Genomic DNA, 18,368 nt, shown 5'->3' with positions numbered 1-18,368 from the left:
CGAACCGACGACTGTGAAAAAGCGGAAACGGACCCGGCTCCCGAAGCGGCGTCAGACCGCTTTGTCCTGCACCGCGTCCGGGGTGTCTCGGTTCACGGTTTCGGGGTACTTGCGGAACACGGCGATCGCCAACAAGAAGGCGACAAAAATCAAAATGCCGCCCAGCAAGAACGGGGCGCCGGCAAACTGGAACGGCGCACCTTCGCTGGTGAAATAGCCGAACAGTCCGCTGGTGAACACGATCGGCGCCGCGATGCTGGTCAATCCTTGCAGCGACGTCAGCGCCCCTTGGACTTCGCCCTGTTCGGTTTCATCGACCGTCTTGGTGATCAAGCTTTGAATGGTCGGCCCGGCCAATCCGCCCAGCGCGCCGACCGCCGCGATCACCGGCAGCATCCAAGCGGCACTGGCAAAGGCGTAGCCCAAGAACGAGACCGCGGAGATCACCGTCGCGATCAGCAAGACGTTGCGTTCGCCGAATCGTTTGACGATCGGACGCACCAATCCGCCCTGCACGATGATCGCCAAAATCCCCACCCAGCCCAAGAACACACCGACCGTCATCGCGGTCCAGTCGAAGCGAAATTCGGAAAACAGGACGAACACATTTTCCAACCCACGTTGGGCAAACGCCTTGAGCAAAAACACAACCGCCAACGCGGCGACCAGGGGATAGCGTCGCAGCGTTCCGACGGCACCCAGCGGACGCGCGTTCTTCAGTGAAAACGCCCTGCGTTTCTCCGGCGGCAACGACTCCGGCAAGATGAAGTATCCATACAGCCAGTTCACCAACGCCAGGCCCGCGGTGACAAAGAAGGGAACGCGAATGTCGATCGCGTCGCCGAGCACACCGCCGAGCGGTGGCCCAAACGTGAACCCCAGTCCGAACGCTGCACCGACGAGCCCAAAGTTGCGGGCCCGCGTGTCATCGTTGGAGATGTCGGCGATGTAGGCGTTGCCGACGGTGAAGCTGGCGCCGAAAACGCCCGAGATCAATCGGGCCAGAAACAACAGCCACAAACTGTTGGCGAAGCCTTGAATCATGAAGTCGACCCCCAGGCCGAACAGCGCCACCAACAGAATCGGCCGCCGTCCGAATCGATCCGAAAGACCGCCCAGGATCGGCGCGAAGAAAAACTGCATCGTTGCGTAGGAGGCCACAATCAGTCCGTAATACAGCGACGCGCCGGACTCATCTAATCCCGACAGCTCCTGGACCAGCGCGGGCAACACGGGGATCACGATTCCGATCCCCAAGATGTCGATGAACAACGTCACCCAGATGAACAGCATCCCGGGCTGGCGCCGTTTGGGCGGGTCAACCGATCCGCCGTCTTGGGGCGGGGGTGAAGATGGCGGGGTGGTGGCGGGGTCGGAAGCGATCGCATCGTCGCCGGACGTTTCGTTCGGCTCTGGCTGATTCATGGAGTTTTTAGGGGAGGATGGTCAGACTGTCGTCGCACGGCCGATCGGTCCGGCCGGCGGCGATCAACTCGGCCACGCATGCTAATTGCTGCGCCGCCGCTACGCGGCGAGATTCGTACCGACATCGGTCCGATAGGCACTCGCCGCGGGCAGGATCCCCGCCAGCGCGGCCAGAATCAGAACGAGCGGGAAAATGTACCACTCATAGGCGCTGGTCGTTAGTATCCCGACCTGAACCCCCGTCCGGTCCTCGATCAGGCCGCTAAACGCCCAGATCGAGGCGTGCGCCAAGAACCATCCGGTCGTCGCGCCGATCACCGCGACCAAAAAACTTTCCAACAAGATCACCCCGGTCACCGTCCCGCGACGTGCCCCCAAGGCCCGCATCACCGCGATGTCGCGGCGCCGATCGTTCATCGAGTTGTAGATCGCCACCAGGACGCCGACCGCCGCCACCACACAGGTGATCAGGGTGATCACCAACAGTGCCGTCAGCAGGGGGCCGATGATGGCGTTCATCAGCTTGGCGATTTCGCCGACCGGTGCGGCCGCCTGACTCCGCAGACTCTCGTTGACTTGATTCTCCAGCACCACGCCCATCATCGGCATCCCGGTGCGGACCAGAATCGAGGTGACTTCACGTTCCGGAATCGTCAACGGCATGAACCCGTCGGGATCCTCCGGCGCTTCGCTGGGCGGGACGATCGTCTCCTCCCCGGTCAGTGGCTTGGCGTGATTTTCTTGCAGATAGAACCCTTCCATGTTCACAAACGTCGCGCGATCGTTGGGCGTACCGGTCGGCGCCAACACTCCGACGACCGTGAACTTCTTGCCGTGCCCCTTGCCTTCGGGATCGCCATGCGTCGAACTGAACTGATCACCGACGGACAAGTTCAACTGCCCCGCGACGCGAGATCCGAGCACGGCTTCGAAGTACCCGTATTCCTCGGAGTGGGACACCAGCGCGCGACCCTCGCGCATCACAAAGGGTTCTTCCAGCGTCGGCCCGTGCCGCAGTTTTTCAAAGAAGTCCGGCGTGGTCCCGACGACACGAAAATCGCCCAGGTAATCGCCCAGCGCCAACGGGATGGCATAACCGCCACCGATCATCGGCACATAAACTCCGTCACGCTCACCGAGCGCCGGGTCGCCGCCGTACTTGCGAACCATTGCGGCCCGCGTGTCAGCGTCAAAGTACTCCATGTATTCGGTGTACGGCAGGTTTTCGATCGGCTGGCTCAGGTAGTAAACGCTGTTGAGCGTCAGCTGCAGCGCGCTGCCTTTGGGTCCGACGACCAGGTTGTATCCGACCTGTGCGTTGCGCGAAAACGCTTCGGTCACGATCCCAAACACCGCCAGCACCATCACCACCAACGCCACACCGAGGGCCAACGAGATCGTCGTCAAGACACTTGAAAGCGATCGATAGCAGAAGTTTCGCCAAGCAATTCGGAGCAGCCACATGGTCAAGTTCTATGGGGAATGGCAAAGTGTGATTCGGATGGATCAGCTGAGCGATGGAGGTGGGTCATTCAGCGGCAGCAATTAGATCGTTTCAAAAATGCGGTTGAGCTTGTCCAAGTGTTCCACTCGTTCAAACCGCTTGGTCACCTCCATCGAGTGCGTGACCATCATCAACGCGATGTTCTCATCACGACAGGAACCGATGATCAAGTCCAACACCGTGTCGCTGCTGGCCGGATCGACGTTGGCGGTCGGTTCGTCGGCCAACAACAACTTCGGTTTCCCGGCCAACGCCCGTGCAATCGCCACCCGCTGTTGCTGGCCGACGGAGAGTTGATTCGGGCGGTAGGTCGCTCGATCGGCCAAGCCGACTTTGCCTAACAAATCGTAGGCGCGATGGGTGTCGATCGCACGGTTGCCGAACGCCATTCCCAACTGAATGTTTTCGATCGCGGAGAAGGCGGGCAACAAATTGAAGGTCTGGAAGACATAGCCGACGGTCGCGGCCCGACATCGATCACGGCCCTGTTCGGACAGCTTGGTCAACTCGATGCCGGCAACGCGAATGCTGCCCGAATCGGGCGTCAGCAATCCGGCGATGAGATGCAACAGCGTGGTCTTGCCGCCGCCGCTCTGTCCGATCAGCGCCATTTGCTCGCCGGCACGAATCGTCAGATCAGGGATGTCCAGCACCGTCAGCTTGCCACCACCGGGCTGGTCAAACGTCTTGATCACATCGGAGATCTTCAGCACATCGGATGTGTTTGAAGTGGTTGGTTCAGTCACGGTCGGATCGGTGTCAGGAGGATCGAGTGATGCAGCAGTGGGGTAAGCTTCCAGCTTGCCATGCAGCAGTGGGGTAAGCTTCCAGCTTGCCATGCAGCAGCTGAATTGTCAGGCTGAAAGCCTCTCCCAGGGTGTCAAGCTGGAAGCTTACCCCACGGTCAGCCCCGTCCGCGCATCGCTCGCTGCAACCCGCGGTCGGAGTCTCGTTTTTTGAGTGTCTCTCGTTTGTCGTGAAGTTTCTTGCCCTTGACCAGCCCCATCACACATTTGGCCAAGCCCCGATCGTTGAAGTAAACGCGCAACGGGATCAACGTCAGACCCCGCTCGTGGGCCCGGCCGGCAAACTTGTCGAACTCGCGGGCGTGGATCAGCAATTTCCGGGGGCGGCGCGGGTCGTGGTTCCACATCCCGGCGTTGTTGTAATGGGCGATGTCCGCGCCGATCAGCCACAGTTCGCGATCTTTGACGCGGATGTGGGCTTCGTCGAGCGACAATTTGCCCTCCCGCATCGATTTGACTTCGCTGCCCATCAGCATCAATCCACACTCGATCGAGTCCAAAATCTCGTAGCGATGGCGGGCTTTGCGGTTTTCCGAGACCATCGTGAAGCCCGAGTCGGATTTCTTGTTTGCCGCTCCGCCTTTCTTTTTTGATTTTTTCTTGGCCATGGTGGGGGGATTGTATCCGGACTCGAGACGATAGCCATTGCCCTTCAGACAGACTCACTACAATACCAGCCCCGAAAGGGTTCACTTCGTCCACGCGTCTCTCCCCCCGTCCGTCCATGGCCTTTCGATTACCCGTCGTCGCAGATCCTGAAATTCCCGCCGGGACCGCACTCAGCGGCAGCGGCCGCTTGCCCCGTTGGCTCAAGCGTCCCATCCCCAAGAGCAACGCGAACCATCTGACCGAGGGGCTGTTGGAAGAGTTGAAGCTGGAAACGGTTTGCGACAACGCCAAATGCCCCAACCGGATGGAGTGTTACAGCCAACAAACCGCGACCTTCATGATCCTCGGCAACGTCTGCACGCGGCCGTGTGGATTTTGTGCGGTCCACCGGGGACGTCCGCCGGAATTGCCCGAATCGGACGAACCCGATCGCGTCGCCGAAGCCGCCGCCCGTCTGGGGCTGAAACATGTCGTCATCACCAGCGTCACGCGGGATGACCTCCCCGACGGAGGAGCCGACCACTTTTATCGCTGCGTCGTCGCCGTCCGCGAGCGATGTGGTGCGACGACCGAGGTCCTGACGCCGGACTTCGTCGCCTGCAAAGACGCCTTGGAACGCGTCATCCGAGCCAAGCCGACCGTGTTCAACCACAACATGGAAACGGTTCCGCGACTGTACCGCCGCGTGCGTGGCCCCAAGAGCGATTACCGCTGGACGCTGGGCATGATGCGGAAGGCCAAAGAATACGACGCCGATGTCAAAACCAAGAGCGGCTTGATGCTGGGACTGGGCGAAGAACGCGGCGAACTGTTAGACGCCCTGGCCGATCTGCGCGAATATGACGTCGACTTCTTGACGCTCGGTCAATACTTGCAACCCGGCGAAAAATACCTACCCGTGGTGCGTTACGTGCCGCCGGAGGAGTTCGAAGAACTGGGCGAGATCGCCAAGAGCATGGGATTCAAAAAGGTCGCCAGCGGCCCCTTCGTCCGCAGCAGCTATCACGCCCGTGACATGGCCGAAACGGACGTCTAGATTCAAACAGGTGCAGGGCTTCGGTGGGTAAGAATATTTTGGAGGTAAGAAGATTAGGGCTTGGCAGGTTCTTCATTTTCTTACCTCCGAAATTTTCTTACCCAATCTATTCTCCCAGCCGACCTCCGTCTCACTTCAGCGGGTTCTCGTACCAAACCACGTTGTTGCTGCCGCGTCCGGCGTTGAGCAGATCATCGTCGCCATCGCCGTCCATGTCGACCGATCGCAGGTCGTAACTCTGCTGGCCGGTGTCGACGGTGTGCTGGGCAAAATTTCCGAGTCCGTCGTTTTCATACCACATCACGCGCTCGCTGCCGTAGCCGCAGGTCGCGACGTCCGCGTCGCCGTCTTGATCGAAATCCGCGACCGTCAGACTGTGCGGAAACTCGATCTCGGTATCGATGTCGTGAATCTTCCAGCCGGGATTCTCAAACCACAGCACGCCCACTCCGTGTCCGCGTGACGCCACCCAATCGACTTTGCCATCGCCGTTGACATCAGCCGGCAGAATGTTGGTCGCGGCGGTTTGGTTTTCGGCCAACACGGTTTTCTCCCAAGGGGCATCGATCTGTTTACCGCCCGGGTGCTTCCAAAACGCAAACCAATTGCCGTCGGCGAACGGTTTGCCTTTCGCACCGACCGCGATTTCTTTCCAGCCGTCGCCATCGATGTCACCGGCACCCATGTAATGGCTGCCGCCGCGCGCGTCACCGTCGGCAAAGACATGCCGCACCCATGACGCTGCGGTCTTGGGGTTTTCGGGACGACTGAACCAGGCCATCGAATCAGCGAGTCCTTTTTCCGGTTCAAAGTTATTGATCACCAAGTCGTCACGACCGTCGTTGTCGATGTCCGATCGAAGCAGACAATGAATCCCGGTGATCGCGTTGTCGATCGGCCGGGCCGTCCATGGACCTCGTGTCGCCGTCGCTGGGCCGGGGTTTTCCAGCCAAAACGGATGGGCGTTGGCGAGCGTGCCCGCCCAGTCCAAGTCACCGTCCCCGTCGGCATCGATGGGAGCGGAGTGAATGCACGCGCCGCGACCGTCGAATCGATGAAGCACGATTTCTTGTTCCCATCCCGGCGCGATGAACAGACTGACCTTGCCGTTGGTACTGGCGATCACGTCCAGCAAACCGTCGCCGCTGACGTCGATCGCGATCGCGGTGTTGCAATGCCCCTGCTCGGTGACCACGTGCTTCTTCCAAGGGCCGAGATCCGCGGCGAACGAGAGCGTTGTCGTGGTGGTGACAAGTAAGGTCGCGAGAAGTGGCGGAATGAATGGGGGCATGGGTGTCATCTCGTGTGCGCTGTTGTGCAAGAAAAAGTTGGTCAACAAAGGGGTTGGTCAAAAAATGGAAGAGAGATGATTCAAGCGAACGTTTCGTGCGAATGGTTTGGCTGCACCCGGCATTTTAGGGCTTCCTTCCAGACTCGATCACGCTGGGCTTCGTTCTCGAGCATCACTCGTGTCGCAACGCTTCGATCGGGTTCATCATGGCGGCTCGGCGGGCGGGATAGAGCCCAAAAATCAGACCTGTTCCCAGCGAGATGAACAACGATAATCCGATCGACCAGGGGGCGATCCTTGGTTCGAGCGTATAAATGATCGGCGGCAAGGCATCGGGAGAAATCGCGGTCACCGCGGCGCGAATGCCGCGAAACAGCGGGCCGCACATCAGCCCGCACAAGACGCCCAACAATCCGCCGGTACCGGTCAGCACCAATGTCTCGGTCAAGAATTGTTGAATGATGTCCCGGCGTTTGGCGCCGATCGCGCGCCGAATTCCGATCTCGCGTGTCCGCTCGGTCACCGTGGCCAACATGATATTCATGATCCCGATGCCGCCGACCAGCAGCGAGATTCCGGCGATGATCACCAACAGGATATTGAACATCGCGCGGGTCCGTGCGGCTTGGGCCAGCAACTCTTTGGGGACGACCACCGCGTAGTCTTCGGTCTTGTGAAACTTCTTGAGCAGCGATTCGATGATCGCCGCCGTTTCGTCCACGTTGTCGACATCATCGACGCTGACCGTGATCTGACTCAGCTCGACGATCTCACCGGTAAACTGTTGTCCCGAGCTGCGGGTCAAGACCCGATCGCCGATGCGGTCGCGAAACGTCTGCAGCGGGATGTAGGCGTCCAAGTTGTAGTCGCGGGCATCCAAGCTTCCGCCGATTGCCGCCGAGGCCGTCCGCGGTTTGGTTTGGCCGATCACGATGTAAAACTCGCTGCCGACCCAAATCGATTTGCCCAGCGGGTTTTGGTGCCGAAACAAACGCGTCGCGGTCTGGTCGGCCAGCACGACGACTTTCTTGCCGCGATCACGCGGGGTCAGCCACCGTCCCCTGGCGATTTCCAGTTGGTTCATCTGCAGGTGTTCTTCGCTGCAGCCGACCAGTTTGCTGTCGGCCGAACGGTTTTCCACCCGCAGTTCCATTCTGGTTTCGCGCATCGGAATCGCGTCACGGATCCCTGGAATGGTGGCGACGATTCGCTCGTGGTCTTTTCTCAGCAGGCCAAATTTCTTGACCCGGCTGTTCGCGTTGTCTTGAGAAGAATTCGGTTCGACCGATCGGACGATGATGTTCTTGGCACCCAGTTCCAGGATTTGCTCTTGGGCGCGATGGCTGACCCCTTCGCCCATCGCGACCAACCAGATCACCGTGGTGGTTCCGATGAAGATCCCCAGCGCCGCCAAGGCGGCGCGCATTTTCTGCAGCAGCAGACTTTTGACGCCGGTCGTGATCGTGCGCAACAGGGCATTCATGGCTTCGTCTCGTCGATCGTGCGGAGTGCGGCCTGTTGAGCCTGGTCGACAAACGACAACGGATTGAGCACGACTTCCTCGCCTTCGCGGAGTCCGCCTTGGACGATGATGAAGACATCGTTGCTGTCGCCGAGCGTGATCTCGCGGCGCTGCGGTTCGCCGTTGACCATCACCCAGCACAGTGTTTCGGTTTCGGTCTCGAGAACGGCCGAGACGGGGACGGTCAGCACGTCTTGGTAGTCCGCCATCACGACTTCGACTTCCGCACTCATGCCCGGCTTCAGCCCTTCGATCGATGGCAACTGGATGATGCAGTCATACTTGACGATGTTGCCGGTCCACCAACCCGTCGGCTGCGCCACCGAAGCGATCGAATAAACGGTTGCGTCCATCGCCAGTTCGGGCAAACTCACCGTGGCGTGCATGCCGGGCTCGATGCGGTCGACGACAGATTCATGGATGCCGATTTTGACTTGCATCTTGGACAAGTTGGGCATCAGCATCAGGACTTGGTCTTTGTGCACCGTTGCGCCTTCGGCGATGTCAGGAGAATTTTTCCAAGCGGCCGCCGAGGGATAGATCACCAGACCATCTTTCTCCGCTTTGACGACGCAGTGCTCGAATTCTTCGAGTGCTTGATCGCGTCGGTTGGCATCCAGGACGGCACGTTCGACGTTGGCCGCGTGTGTCGCCTTGATCGATTTCAAATTGCCGTTGAGCGTTTCCAGTTCCATCTGTTTGGTATACGTTTTCAACACTTCGATGCGTGTCTTCGTGGCGTTTAAGTTCAACTCCGCTTGGGTCAATGAGAATTCTTTTTGTTCGACATCCAATTCGCTCACGTAGCCTCGTTCGGACATGCGTTTGGAGTGCGCCAACATGTTCTTCGCCGTCCGCAGATTGGACTCCGCGACGGCCAGGTCTTTCTCAAGCGTCAACAACTCCGAAACATAGCGTCCTTCGAGATACTCGTTGATCGCGAGAGTCGCGCGGGCCACCTCGGCTTTGGAGTATTCGGCACCGCTCTGGGACCAGTGGGCGTACTTGGTCCGTTCGTTGATGGCGTCTTCGATCTCCAGCGTGTCCAACCGCACCAGCACGTCGCCCTGTTTGACTTGCGTGCCGTTTTCGATCACCCAAATGACCGTGTTTTGGCCGCGGACTTTGCATTTGATTTCGGTGTTTTCGGAACTTTCCAGAACGCCTTGTTCGGTCACCGTGACCTGCATGTCCCCGCGGGACACGGTGTGTGTCAGCTTGGGGCCGCTGTCTTGGGTCGATGACGCCGAGATCATCAGGCTGCCGGCGGTGCCGAGAATCGCAAGAAACAGCACGGTAAAGATGCCGCGTGTGATCCACTTAGACATGCGGATCTCCTTGGACGGGCATCCGGTCTTCGCCGGGCTCCTTGTCGTCAAAGCTTTGCCGTGCCTCGCCCTCTGCTTCGTCGACGAATTGCAGCGGATTGAGCACCACCTCGTCGCCTTCGTTTAATCCCGACAGGACGATGATGAACACTTCATTGCTGTCGCCTAGCATCACGACACGACGCTGGAATCCGGTCGGAGTCTGAACCCAACACAGGGATTCGTCTTCGGTTTCGACCACCGAGGAAACGGGAACGGTCAGCACATCCTGGTGCGTTGCCATGATGACTTCGACTTCGGCCGTCATGCCCGGCTTGAGCCCCGCCACCGACGGCAGGTCAACGATCGTGTCGTACTTGACGACGTTGCCCGTCCACCACCCGGCGGGCGCGGCGACGGTGGCGACCGATTTGACGGTTCCTTCGACAGTCAGTTCGGGCAGACTGACCGTCGCCGACAACCCTTTCTCAATGCGATCGATCAGCGATTCGTGGATGGCCACCTTGACCTGCATTTGCGTCAGATCGGGCATCAACAACAACACCTGATCCTTGCGAACCGTCTTGCCTTCGGCGATGTCCGGTGTCTCTTTCCATTGTTCCGAGGGAGGGTAAATCACCAATCCCGTTCGCCCGGCGGTGATCACGCATTCGTCCAACTCTCGGATCGCCCGGTCGCGACGTCCTTCATCCATCGCCAACCCGGCTTCGTCGGCAAGCAACTTGGATTTTTGCGCCCGGAGTTGACCTTGGAGTGTTTCCAGTTGCATCTCCTTGGTGTACTTATCGAGCACCATGACCGCGGTTTCGCGAACCCCCAATTCCAACTCGGCCTGCTTGACCGTGAACCGGTTACCCTCCACTTCCAACTCGCTGACGTAACCGCGTCGAAACATGTCTTCGCTGTGGCCGAGCATTTTCTGCGCGGTTTCCAAGTTGGACTGCGCGATTTTTAATTGCTGCTGCAGCCCCTGGCGCTGCGTCTTGTAGGATCCTTCCAGATACGCATCGATCGCGATTTCGGCCTTGGCCACATCGGCCTTGGTCCGCTCATAGGTGGCTCGGGCCATGTGCGCGTCGGTCGTGTGTTTTCCGATCGCGTCCTCGATGCGTTTGGTGTCCAAACGCACCAGCTCGTCACCGGGCTGGACGACCGTGCCGCCTTCGACGACCCAAATGATCGTGCTGAAGCCCCGGATCTGGCATTTGATTTCCGTGTTGTTGCTGCTTTCGAGCGTGCCTTGCTCGGTGACCGAGACGACCAAGTCGCTGCGCGAGACGGTGTGGGTCAAGTGCGGGCCGTCGACCGGCGTGAGGGGCAGCCCCGGCAAGACAACCGTTCCACCGATCAGAATGCCCAGCAAGGAGAGGAGCAGAATGATCCGCAACATCCAGCGTTTTTGTCGCGTCGGCTCGGTTGCGGTGGTGAGCAACGATCCCGTCGCGTCGCCGTCAACCGGTTCGGGCGACGACGCGCGGCGGGCTGGAGGGGAGTCGAGCGACATCATCGGGAGGATTCTGGTGCCGGAGGGAGACAGGCCCCGTTCGGGTAACGCTGTGAAGCATTTTTTAGCGGTAGGGCGCGAGCCCTCCGGTGTTTTGGCAAAGAGGAAGAACCGGAGGGCTCGCGCCCTGCCGCTAAAACCTCAAGAAACACAGGGGGAAAATGCTTCACAGCGTCAGCCGTTCGGGTGGCGAGCGATGCGCGAAAGGGGTACCTATCGTAAACCGATTCGAGGCCTGATAAGACCATCAACCAAAAAGAAACGTGGACAAAAAGCCGCTGGGATTTGCAAAAACGCAAACGATCCCCCGGTTTCCTGCAGACGTGGGATGGGCATCTGGCCCGCCAGGTCGTGGCCCGGACGTCCATCGCCGCTGCACCGGGCTCACTCGACCGCTTCGATCAGACCTTCTGTGGGAAGCTGTGCCGCATCGATCAGCGCTTGACTGATCGGCGGTGGCAACGGTTCAAGTTCCGTCGTGTCGAATTCCAACCGGGGGACTTCGCCGGGCAGCGGCGATGCGACTCTGCGGCCTTCCAGATCCAGTTCCATCACGCCCAATTCCCGCGCCAGGCGTAGCTTCGCCGCGTAGTAGCTCAGCCACGCCGTCAAGAACGAATTCTGGGTATCGCGCAGCGCCGACTGGGCCGACAACAGGTTGATCGCCGCGGTGGGTCCGAACGGCGCCGAACGCTGGCCGGGTTGCGGTGGCGGGACCGGAGCGTAAAGCGCCGATCCGGTCACGTCGACGCGGCGAATGGCGATCGCAACGGCGCGACGCTGGATTTCCAGGTTGGTCCGCAACTGCTCGATCTCGCGGAGCAGAACACGTAGCCCTAAATGCAACGAGTCGTGCGATTGAATCAACGCGCGGCGGCTGCGCTGGTAGTTGATCAGCGATTCACGATACTGATTGCGTTCCAACAGACGCGTCAGTGGCGCGTCGAAACGCAGGCCGACCGCGGCGCTGCCGGTCGAACCACGAAAGCTGAGCGGATTGTTGCGATCGGTCCGGACCGATCCGCTGGCGCTGAAATCCAACACCGACTGTAACGCGTCGGCGGCAATTTGAATCTGCCGCCAGTCGTCGACCAAGGCCGCCCGCCCGTTCATGAAGTCCAAACGATTTTGAAGCGCGATCTGAAACGCTTGCTCGGTCTCCAAGGCGATCGTGTCGACGCTGACCGCTTCCAATCGGGCCCGTGCTTGGACGAGGATGGAGCCTTGGATCAGCCGCAGCATCTTGCGAAGCAGGATCACGGTGCGGTCGATCTCGCTGGTCGCGTCCGCTGACGAATCGACCAACTCGGCGATCGTTGCATCGCTGTCGGGTGAGTCGCTGTCGGGTGAGTCGCTGTCGGGCCCATCCGCGACGGACGCTGCGTCATCTTCCTCATCATCCAGGCGGAGCGAGAGTTCGTCCGGATCGGGCAGCCGCGGCAAGCCTGCTTTCATCCGTTCCACTTCGACTTCGATGCGTTCCAGCTGGACCAGCAAGTCGGCGTAGCCGGTGTCCAGTTCGGCGATCTCGCGGTCGAAAGCTTCCTTGGCCGCCTCATCCATGGCGCGGCGGCGAAGCGGGATCGAATCCTTGGTCAACGTTAAATCGTCGGCCACGTTGCCCAGGTTTTGGCGAAGCGGTTGGACGAGTTCATAGACGTCACCACGGAGCGATTCGATGGCTGCCGGATCGGGGTTCTGGCCCAGTTCGCTCGGCCGCGTTTGAAGTTCGGCGATGGTGTCTTGAATGGCGGTCGCCGCGCGATCGACCAGTTGAAATTGGTGGATCAGATCGTCATTCAAATCGACCGGCAAGTCGGGTGGCAATCCGAGCGTGAAGGCTTTGTATTGGTCAAGTGATCTCAGAAAATCGTTTCGGCTTTGCAGCAAACTGGCCCGATCGCGTTCGACGTTCTGACGGAATTGGTCGACTTGGACCAGATCGATCAGCCCCGCGACGAGCAACGCTTCCAACTGGGCGAGCGTTCGGATTTGCAAATTCAAGTTGTCTTCGGCGTTGCGGATTTGTTGCAACTGTCGCAACAAACCGACGTAACCACCGAGCTGTGCCTGGCCGCCGAACACCTGCAGGCTGGTGCCGCGCCCGTTTCGCTGCGGACCGACGACGCCCAATTCACCGATGGCAACTTGCGTGTAAAAGCCCTGGCGAAATTGCGCATAGGATCGCAGATTGGCCAACAACGTCCGCTCGACTTGCGTCAGGCCTTCGAGCCCGATGTCGCGGCCGGCACCGCGCAACAGGGGCTGCAGAAACGTGAAGTTCAACAGCGAGGCGGAAAGCCCGGCGTCCGGCCCGGTGAATTCAAAAACGAAGGAGTTGGCAAAACCGGTCAGCAGGGTTCCCGCGGTCGCGAATTGCCGGCGGGTTTCCAACGCACGCCGCTGTCCGGTCGTGCCGATCGCCAGCACGTTGCTTTGCACGCCTGCCTGGGGTGGAGCAATCACCCAGCGGCTCCCGTCGTGCGCCAGTCGCGCAGGAGTGATCACACCGTTGTGGCTGTAGCCGATGTCATATCCGCCAAAGAATTGGGTGTCCAATTCGAATCGCTCGCGGGTGACGTCCAACGACGACAAGTAGAGTGTCTCGAGCTGCGATTGATGATTCGGCGAATGGACGTAGGCCAGACGCAGTGCGGAATCGATGTCCAGCATGACCGCGCCGTCGTCAGCGAGTTCGACGTACTCGCCCAGCAACGCCAGCCAAGCGGGATTCTCCAGCCCGGCGCGGATCCCGCCGTCGTGCCAATGCTGCCAACCTTTTTTGCCGTCGACGCATCGCATGTACTGCTGCGAGGCTGGATCGTCGATCGGGATCGGTGGACAGTCCGGATCGTAGACGTCGGCGTAGCGGCTCCGCGGATCCGGCTCGATGTCGTACTTCACCGTGCTCCAACGCGGGTCGCCGTTGCGCTGGGCGATCGCGTTGTACGCTTCCTGGTCAGCCGCCAAACGGTACTTGGAGCGGCTGCAACCGACGCTGAGATTGCCGAACGTGACGATGCACGCTAGCAATAAGATCGGGGCTCGATTCGCGTGTTTGCAAGTGGGATCTCGCATTGTCCCCGACCGTGTGACTCGTCCGGAGGCACATCGCTGGAGTCCGATTCAGCACCACCCGGGTCCACCTGGAGCCTCCTAACTGGCATATCGAAGCCCCGGTGCGATCATCTTGAGCGGGTTTATCGTCAAAGCCGTTAATCCTGAGGAATTTCCGTGCGTCTCCTGCAGTTGCAGAGCAGGACTTTCCCGGGCAGGATCGGATCGTGCATCGCGACGCGGCTTATTGGATCGGCGAGTAATCCGTCGACTTCATGTAGATCGATTCGGGCTTTTTGGCCAAGCCACCGACACCGGATTCGCGGGCGGCTTTTTTCCACGCCGGGTCCGATCCGAAGGCCTTCCAGGATTGCTTGGCCGCGTCCGCGCTCTCGTGCTCGATGATGTAGATCAACGTGTCGTTCGAATCGGGCTCGTCGGTCGGATGCCAATAGGCGACGGATTTGATGCCATGCTTGGCAAACAGGTCGATGGTGTGATCTCGGAACCGTGCATCGAGTTTGCCGAGGGTGCCCTCGCGGGCTTTGTAGATCCGCAACTCGAAGACGTCGTCTTCATCGCCTTGGGCGTTTTCATATTCGGGCGAGTAGTCCGTTGCCTCCATGTAGATCGATTCCGGCGGCTTGGCCAATCGTCCGACGCCGGATTCCGCAGCGGCTTTCTTCCACTCCGGATCGGCGATGAACGCTTGCCAAGACTCGGCGGCGGCTTCACGACTGGCGTGCTTGATCACGTAGATCAGCGTGTCCTTGGAGGCCTCTTCGTCGGTGGGAACCCAGTAACCGATCGATTCGATACCGTGCTTCTTGAACAGCCGCATCGTGTGGTCGCGGAAGCGAGCGTTGAGCGCATCGAGCTTGCCTTCGGCTGTCTTATAAATCCGCAGTTCATAAACGTCGGCGTGTGCGTCGGGTGTCACGATCAGTGCGGCGGCAAGCCAACCGAACGCGAGGGCAAACATCATCAATCGAGAGAACATCATGGTGTGATCCAGGAGGGGGAAACGGACAGGACGGGGGACCAAGAATACCAGATCAATCGCTGCCGGTCGCCGACGCCCCTGCCGGACCGCTGCCGCTGCGGGGTCTGTCCCCATCAGAGCCCCCCCGAGCAACGTAGCCGGGTCCGTGCCGCTGCAGGGTCTGTCCCCATCAGAGCCCGCATCCCGAATGGGATGCTAGCAACGTAGCCGGCGGTCGAGCGAAGCGAACACCGCCGGACCCGAGAAATGCCACACCACACGACCCCGAACGGGGTCGCACCGCCGTCAGCACCCCTCGACGGCGCTGCCCCCCATTTCGGTCCCGTCTTCATTCACCCCGTATTCACCCCGGGGTCTCTCCCCATTCACCTTCCCCATTCACCCCGGGGTCTGGCCCCGGGGAGATGTCCCCGGGGAGACGTTTGCATGCAAACGCACCACCGTTGCCCGTTCGGTCTCTAGAACCCGTCGTGATCGGCGCGATCGCGTTCGGCGATCGTCAACTTGTACATGTCATGAATCAGCTGGATATCGCATTCCCGCTGTTCGACATTTCGACGCGAGAACATGCGCTGCTGGGTGTTGACCATGACCTCGGCCGGCAGCAACGATTGCTGCCCGAACAGTCGGGCATAGTTGACAAAGCTGGGAACGTTTGACGTCGCGAACCCGTACAGCATGCTGCACACGCCGATGACCTTTCCGGTAAAGATGCTGGTATTGATCGCGGTCTTGCTGTAGTCGCCCATGATGCAGCCGAGGAACTGCATGCCGGAGGGGATCTTTTCGTTCCCGTACTCGATATTAATTTTGCCGTACGTGTTTTTGAGGTCACTGTTGCACGTCCCGGCGCCCAGGTTGATCCAGCTTCCTAAATAGCTGTGACCGAGAAACCCGTGGTGCTGCTTGTTCGTGTATGGCTCGATGACCGAGGCTTCCACTTCACCACCGATTTTCACGGTGTGACCGAGGGCAACACCATCCTTGAGCGCCGCGTGTTCGATGATACGTGTCCCGGGTCCGGCATAAACCGGTCCGGACAACAAACAAAAGGGACCGACTTTGACGTTCTCGTCCAACAGGATCGGCCCGTCGCTGGTATCGACGGCGGCATACTGTCCGATCGAGACACCGTCGGCGACGAACACACCGTCTGCCGTTTCGGTGTATCCACCGCGTGCCAGTCGCCATTGCATGGCCGTCGGCATCTCCGTCATGTGCCAGGCGACGACTTCGTGGGGCCAACCGAATGCCGGCAGGTCGTCCGGGCTGATCGGAAGTGAATCGGTGGGCAGATCAGCGGCGAGTTCCAACAACGGCTTGACCACGCCGCTATCACTACGGTTCTCCAGGTCTCCGACGGCTTTGCGAGCCGCTTTCTGAAACGGCGAAGCAGGCTCCTCCACCTTGTCGGCCGGGTTCGGCGGCAGCGAATCGAGCATCGACGATTCCTTCGCCGTCAGACGGGCGGCCAAGATCGCGCCGGTCCGATCGCAGCGGACCACACCGGCAACGGTGGCCGCACAGAGTGACTTGAGGGCCGTCAGGGTGTCGACGCGCGGGACCAATCGCGCGTTGACCAGCAGAATCTCTTCGCCCCGGACCGTGTCCCACGAGGGAGCGGAAAGATTCGATTCCAACAATTGAATCGGCGCCAAGTAGTTGCGAATCGAAACCGTCAGTTCGCCGGGCAACAGCTTCAACCAATCCACCAACTGATAGCTCGCACACGTGATCGCATAAGCGGGCCGCGCGAGGGTGATCGGCTGCAGCCGGTTGACAGATTCGTCTTCGAAACAGATCAGTTTCATGGTGCGGTGAATTGGCAATCGAGTTAGTCGATAGGACGTTCGGGTTGTAGCGGTCGCGCAGTGTACCCGAACCCGTGCCGTCTTCCGATGAGGAATTGAGCCAATGATCCAGCTGCAAGATCAGAATCGCCATCGGGACGGGCTAAGGTTTCTTACCTTGCAAACAACCAACTGTTTTCATGATCGCCGATGTGCCGACCCGATGTCCGTTTCTTTTGGCTCTTCGCCTTCACGTTCTCGGCGTTGATCGGCGATCGGGTTCATTCGCAAGTGCCGGCGTCGCCGCTGGCAGAACCATCGGGATCAGCCGCCCGGGTCATCGCACTGGTTGAATTAGAAGCACTGGTCGCGGGGTTGGCCGCCGATTCATTTTCCACGCGTAGGCGATCGGAGACGCGACTGATCGAGATGGCGGTTCACAGCGAGGCCTTGGCAGAACAAATCAAAGCCCTGCTTCGCGCCAATCCGTTCCCGCCCCCGGACTTGGAGCTTTATCTTTCCAAGCAGCGTTTGTTGAGTCGTCTGGAAATGCGGGAGCGAGAGATCCTGCTGGAGCGTTTTCTCTACGACGCTTCGTTCGACGGTCGCGAGCTGACCGGATGGGAACAGTTTCGTGATTCCGCCGGTGGCGGTCACGACGCCCGATTGATTTTCGCCGCGGCCGTCCAAGATCGCCCCGAGATCGGGCGTTTGCTGGCGGGAGTAGCGATCGATGCGAATCGCTACGCAGAGATCGAGACGCTCGACCGACACGACATTGCGTCGTGGTCGGTCGTGCTTTCGTTGGCTTCGGGCCGCAACCTGAAGCCGGCCGACGGGGCGACGCTACGACTGGTCGCACACTTGAGCAATCCCGGCAGCGGCCCCGAGGCTCTGCGTGATCACGAGCGCCGCGTTCTGTCGCGACTCGTCGGCAGTTTTTTGGCCGACGCGCCGATCGATTTGCGTGACCGGTTGGTGATCGGCTTGCGTTACGATTGCGATCAGGCGGTCGAATCGGATTGCCGGCGGGTGTTAAACGATCCGACCGAATCGCCGTCGCGGATCGTGACGGCACTGTTGGCCGCGTCGAAGCTAAACTTTGCGGCAGCGGAAATTGACAGCTGGATCGCGAGCTTTTCAGTCGACACGCGGGTCAGTCACGTTTGGCGATCGATGGTGCCGCCCAAGACGACTCACCGAACCCAGGTGCGTGACGTCGCGCTGGCCCTGGCGTTGCATCGCGAGGGGATCGATCCTCGCACGCGAGGTTTCGGGGCATTGGTCGCCGATCCGATCCTGGTCTATCGCCCCTACAGCTTGGGGTTCGAATCGGAAACCGCGCGGCGGCGGGCACACGCCAATCGCTAGCGCTTCGTCAACTTTTTCTACTCAGGGCGCCGCGGAAAAGGGTTCAGCAACCGTTGGTGTTTAGCCTTGAGGCGATTCCCGGTCGCTGCGACGCAGCGACAGCAGGCGGCTAAAGCCCAATA

Annotated in this window: 13 protein-coding genes; 2 read left to right on the top strand and 11 right to left on the bottom strand. The window is 60.0% G+C overall.

All coding sequences use genetic code 11. The annotated features are described in order from the left end of the window. Positions 1 to 51: 51 nt before the first annotated feature. From NZK35_RS30285 to smpB, 4 genes are all read right to left on the bottom strand, one after another. On the bottom strand, positions 52 to 1,425 hold the full coding sequence (locus tag NZK35_RS30285; protein WP_259636274.1) for a TCR/Tet family MFS transporter: 1,374 nt from the start codon (positions 1,423 to 1,425) through the stop codon (positions 52 to 54). A gap of 99 nt (positions 1,426 to 1,524) precedes the next feature. Beyond that, on the bottom strand, positions 1,525 to 2,889 hold the full coding sequence (locus NZK35_RS30280; RefSeq protein WP_259636273.1) for an ABC transporter permease: 1,365 nt from the start codon (positions 2,887 to 2,889) through the stop codon (positions 1,525 to 1,527). 81 nt (positions 2,890 to 2,970) lie between these two features. Further along, positions 2,971 to 3,675 carry an ABC transporter ATP-binding protein gene (locus NZK35_RS30275; RefSeq protein WP_259636272.1) on the bottom strand — a complete coding sequence of 235 codons (705 nt, stop codon included), beginning with the start codon at positions 3,673 to 3,675 and terminating at the stop codon, positions 2,971 to 2,973. A 158-nt stretch (positions 3,676 to 3,833) separates the two neighbouring features. Next, the gene (gene smpB, locus NZK35_RS30270) at positions 3,834 to 4,343 is read right to left on the bottom strand and encodes an SsrA-binding protein SmpB (RefSeq protein WP_259636271.1); all 510 of its coding nucleotides are present in this window, start codon (positions 4,341 to 4,343) and stop codon (positions 3,834 to 3,836) included. A gap of 116 nt (positions 4,344 to 4,459) precedes the next feature. Between smpB and lipA the strand changes: the two genes are divergently transcribed. Then, positions 4,460 to 5,380 (top strand): lipoyl synthase, encoded by a 921-nt coding sequence (gene lipA / locus NZK35_RS30265; protein ID WP_259636270.1) that lies wholly within the window; start codon positions 4,460 to 4,462, stop codon positions 5,378 to 5,380. Between the two features lie 130 nt (positions 5,381 to 5,510). Here the strand turns inward: lipA and NZK35_RS30260 are convergent, their stop codons facing one another. The 7 genes from NZK35_RS30260 to NZK35_RS30230 form a co-directional block, all read right to left on the bottom strand. Beyond that, positions 5,511 to 6,671 (bottom strand): FG-GAP repeat domain-containing protein, encoded by a 1,161-nt coding sequence (locus NZK35_RS30260; protein WP_259636269.1) that lies wholly within the window; start codon positions 6,669 to 6,671, stop codon positions 5,511 to 5,513. Between the two features lie 172 nt (positions 6,672 to 6,843). After that, the gene (locus NZK35_RS30255; protein ID WP_259636268.1) at positions 6,844 to 8,154 is read right to left on the bottom strand and encodes an ABC transporter permease; all 1,311 of its coding nucleotides are present in this window, start codon (positions 8,152 to 8,154) and stop codon (positions 6,844 to 6,846) included. Next, positions 8,151 to 9,521: an efflux RND transporter periplasmic adaptor subunit gene (locus NZK35_RS30250; RefSeq protein WP_259636267.1), complete on the bottom strand. Its 1,371-nt coding sequence runs from the start codon at positions 9,519 to 9,521 to the stop codon at positions 8,151 to 8,153. The genes NZK35_RS30255 and NZK35_RS30250 overlap by 4 nt, the downstream gene beginning before the upstream one ends. Then, positions 9,514 to 11,028 (bottom strand): efflux RND transporter periplasmic adaptor subunit, encoded by a 1,515-nt coding sequence (locus NZK35_RS30245; protein WP_259636266.1) that lies wholly within the window; start codon positions 11,026 to 11,028, stop codon positions 9,514 to 9,516. The genes NZK35_RS30250 and NZK35_RS30245 overlap by 8 nt, the downstream gene beginning before the upstream one ends. A gap of 381 nt (positions 11,029 to 11,409) precedes the next feature. Then, a complete protein-coding gene (locus NZK35_RS30240) occupies positions 11,410 to 14,103 on the bottom strand; it encodes a TolC family protein (protein WP_259636265.1) in 2,694 nt (897 codons plus the stop codon). Positions 14,104 to 14,326: 223 nt separating this feature from the next. Next, positions 14,327 to 15,085 carry an NIPSNAP family protein gene (locus NZK35_RS30235; protein WP_259636264.1) on the bottom strand — a complete coding sequence of 253 codons (759 nt, stop codon included), beginning with the start codon at positions 15,083 to 15,085 and terminating at the stop codon, positions 14,327 to 14,329. Positions 15,086 to 15,543: 458 nt separating this feature from the next. Next, positions 15,544 to 16,896 (bottom strand): putative sugar nucleotidyl transferase, encoded by a 1,353-nt coding sequence (locus NZK35_RS30230; RefSeq protein ID WP_259636263.1) that lies wholly within the window; start codon positions 16,894 to 16,896, stop codon positions 15,544 to 15,546. Between the two features lie 189 nt (positions 16,897 to 17,085). On the opposite strand from NZK35_RS30230, the gene NZK35_RS30225 reads away from it, so the two are divergent. Further along, positions 17,086 to 18,246, top strand: coding sequence for a hypothetical protein (locus NZK35_RS30225; protein ID WP_259636262.1), 1,161 nt, complete (start codon positions 17,086 to 17,088; stop codon positions 18,244 to 18,246). Positions 18,247 to 18,368: the final 122 nt, after the last annotated feature.

The organism is Stieleria sedimenti, from assembly GCF_025060895.1.
In the GTDB taxonomy this organism is placed as follows: Bacteria; Planctomycetota; Planctomycetia; order Pirellulales; family Pirellulaceae; genus Stieleria; species Stieleria sedimenti.
This window is presented reverse-complemented; position numbering and strand designations above follow the sequence as displayed.